We start from the raw sequence: 2,842 nt of genomic DNA, 5'->3' as shown, positions 1-2,842 counted from the left end.
TACAGCGTGAACGTCACCAGCGTGAGCAACAGATTAACGATCCAGATGCGGAAGTATTCACTGCCCGAGCCGGTGAACTCCAGAGACAGCAGCCTGCTGGAGCGCGAGGCCACCGGGACCTGGGTGAGCGGCAGGGTGGGCAAAAAATCGGTCATGGGTTTCTTCCCTGAATGTGTGACGGTTTTTTTGCGGCAAATCATAACGCCAGGGCGTTGGCTGGCTGGGCGCTGGTGGACGAGCCCCGCCATGATGACCCTCGCAGGTAAGAGCAAACCAGCCACGGCCATGGCAGCACCATCGGCTTTGCCATGCAGTCGCCCGAGCAGGCCGATGCCTTTCATGCCGCAGGCGTGGCCAACGGCGGCAACACCTGCGAAGACCCTCCGGGCTGGCGCGAGGTGGCCACCGGCTGGCTCTATCTGGCCTATCTGCGCGACCCTGACGGCCAGCGAACAGAATTGCTTCACTTTTTATAGCTTCACACAACCATTTCACCTGGGCTGGAGGCCAATTTATCGTAAAACAATTGCCGCAACATGCATGGTCGGGGCAGCTTCAGTCGACCAGGGTGGGCTCGGGGCGCGCCACTCCTGGCAAAAAAGCGCTTTGCCGCTCACTCCGCTGGCAGCGCCAGCCCCACCGGCTCGGGTTCGATGCGTGCCGCCCACACCACCCCGCCCACCAGCAGGCCAATGCCCAGCAGCGTCAGCGGCGCGGGCCACTGGCCGCGCAGCAAAAAGGCGTAGAGCAAGGCCGACAGCGTCTCGAACACGATCAACTGGCCGACGGTGGCGGTGGGCAGGCGCTGGCTGGCTTCGTTCCAGCACAGCGTACCCAGCCAGGAGGCAAACAAACCCATGGCCACCATCAGGCCGATGAACAGCGCCGGGCGCGGGCCAAACGGCAGGGCAAAAGCCAGGTCGCTGCTGTAGGCGTAGCCGCCAAACGCCAGGTAACCCAGCGCCGCCAGCGGCAGCGTGGCCAGCCCCTGCGCTGTAGACCAGGTACGCGGTCTGCGGTCGGGGTGGCCGCGCAGCCAGTCGGCATTGCGCAGCGGATACCAGGTCCAGCACAACACCGCCCCGGCGGCCAGCAAGGCACCGGTGGCGTAGGCCCAGGTGTCGGCCTGCGGGTGCTGGCGCAGGGCCTGTAGTTCCACCTGGTTGACGCAGGCAATGCCCACGGCGATCAGCGCCAGCGATGGGGCCAGCTGCCGCCAGGGCAGGCGGCCATCACGCTGGTGGTTGCGCAGGTTGGCGCTGATGCCGATCACCACCGGCAGCGTGCCGATCATCATGGTCGGCAGCGGCCCCCCGGCACGTTGAATGGCGCTCGACAGGCACAGGTAATACAGCAGGTTGCCCACCGCGGCGAGCTTGAGCGCCTCCAACCAGTCGGCGCGGCTGAGCTTGGCCAGCTCACGCCGATCCAGCCAGCCCATGGGCAGCGCAATCAACCCAAACGCCAAGTAGCGTCCCACCGTCTGCAACACCGCCGGGTACTCGGGCAACAACAGCGGCCCGACAAACACCAGCCCCCACATCAACCCGGCAGCCAGCGCAAAAAACACACCTGTCCACATGCAAGCTTTCCAATCAAACAAAGGCGCAAATTCTAGGAAGCGGTGCGGGATGCGGTCTTGTACCAGATTGCGGTGGGACGGGGTTATTGGGGGTTGACCTGCTGCTGGCCGTTATGGCGTTTGTTTGCCATCTTCAACTGAGCATCTCGATGCCCGCCGTCTTCGCAGCCTTGCGGTCAAACGTCCAAAACGGGAGTGCCCCACATTTGCGGGAAAGGGCCAAATGGAGGTACTCCCCAAAGTCGGCACTGCCCTCCTGATAGTCCACCAAGGCCTGTTCCAGCGCACCTTCAGATTCAAAGCTGAACTCGACCATCGTCAACAAGGCCGCCATCGTTCGGATGACCTCTGCCTTGCCCTGGCTTAGCCTGGATCGCAGCACCCATTCCAACTCAAGAACCACCGTGATCGGGACAAAAAACAATTGACCTTTTTGAGCGTGCTGGGCCAAAAGGCGATCCACCGCCTGGGCTTGTGGTTCATCATCTTGGGTCAGGAGCCGAACCAGGACATTGGTATCGACAGAACCGGCCAGCATCAGGGCCTCATTTCTTCAACCGAAAGCCGCTTGCCTTGCGGCACTTTCACGATGCCTTTGATGTCTGCCGCAGTTTTGTTTTTGACGCGGACAAAGAGACGACCGTCCGCGAGCAAATGCCACACCAGGCGCGTGCCCGGCTCACCGCCAATGGACTGCCTGATGTCTGCTGGAACCGTGGTCTGGCCTTTGGCCGTGATGGTTGATTCGGTGATGGGCATGACGAACTCCTTACGTTTTATGAATTGTAAGGCGAACAGATCCTGCTAGCGATGTTCGACCCGATGGCGGCAGGGCGGTCTATTTCAGACTGACCTGCTGCTGATAACGCGCCGGAGTAACCCCATAGCGCCGGGCAAAGGCCCTGGTCAGGTGGGCCTGGTCGGTCAGGCCGGTGCTGGCCGCCACCATGGCCGGGGCCTGGCCGGTGGCCAGCAGGCGTTTGGCCTCGAACAGGCGCACCGCCATCAGCATTTGCTGTGGGGTGACGTGGTGCTGGGCCTGAAACTGGCGCAAAAAGTGAAACGGGCTCAGGCCTGCCACCTGGGCCAGATCGTCCAGCGTCAGGCGCTGCTCATAGTGGGCGTGCAGGTAGTCCAGCACCGGTTCAAAACGCATGCGTTTGTCCGTGGGCTGCGGTTTGTCCACCCGCGCATGAGAGCGCAGCTCGGTCACCAGGCCATGCAGCAGGCTGTCAACGGCCAGCGGCTCATCGGCTTGCC

5 protein-coding genes and 1 pseudogene are annotated in these 2,842 nt (G+C 62.6%); 1 reads left to right on the top strand and 5 read right to left on the bottom strand.

The window, feature by feature from the left end:
• On the bottom strand, positions 1 to 155 hold a 155-nt coding region (locus tag PHW99_RS18695; protein WP_300181343.1), incomplete at its 3' end, for a DUF898 family protein.
• Positions 156 to 278: 123 nt separating this feature from the next.
• Between PHW99_RS18695 and PHW99_RS18690 the strand changes: the two are divergent.
• Positions 279 to 476 (top strand): annotated as a pseudogene (locus PHW99_RS18690) (VOC family protein); the annotation flags it as partial.
• A gap of 137 nt (positions 477 to 613) precedes the next feature.
• Here the strand turns inward: PHW99_RS18690 and PHW99_RS18685 are convergent.
• The 4 genes from PHW99_RS18685 to PHW99_RS18670 all read right to left on the bottom strand — a co-directional run.
• Positions 614 to 1,582 (bottom strand): DMT family transporter, encoded by a 969-nt coding sequence (locus tag PHW99_RS18685; protein WP_300181340.1) that lies wholly within the window; start codon positions 1,580 to 1,582, stop codon positions 614 to 616.
• 133 nt (positions 1,583 to 1,715) lie between these two features.
• Positions 1,716 to 2,120, bottom strand: a complete 405-nt coding sequence (locus PHW99_RS18680; protein ID WP_300181337.1) for a PIN domain-containing protein — start codon at positions 2,118 to 2,120, stop codon at positions 1,716 to 1,718.
• On the bottom strand, positions 2,120 to 2,341 hold the full coding sequence (locus PHW99_RS18675; RefSeq protein WP_300181335.1) for an AbrB family transcriptional regulator: 222 nt from the start codon (positions 2,339 to 2,341) through the stop codon (positions 2,120 to 2,122). Before PHW99_RS18675 ends, PHW99_RS18680 begins: the two co-directional genes overlap by 1 nt.
• A gap of 79 nt (positions 2,342 to 2,420) precedes the next feature.
• A partial coding sequence (locus PHW99_RS18670; protein ID WP_300181332.1) for an AraC family transcriptional regulator occupies positions 2,421 to 2,842 on the bottom strand: 422 nt, incomplete at its 5' end.

The organism is Rhodoferax sp. (assembly GCF_028689305.1).
In the GTDB taxonomy this organism is placed as follows: Bacteria; Pseudomonadota; Gammaproteobacteria; order Burkholderiales; family Burkholderiaceae_C; genus Rhodoferax.
This window is presented reverse-complemented; position numbering and strand designations above follow the sequence as displayed.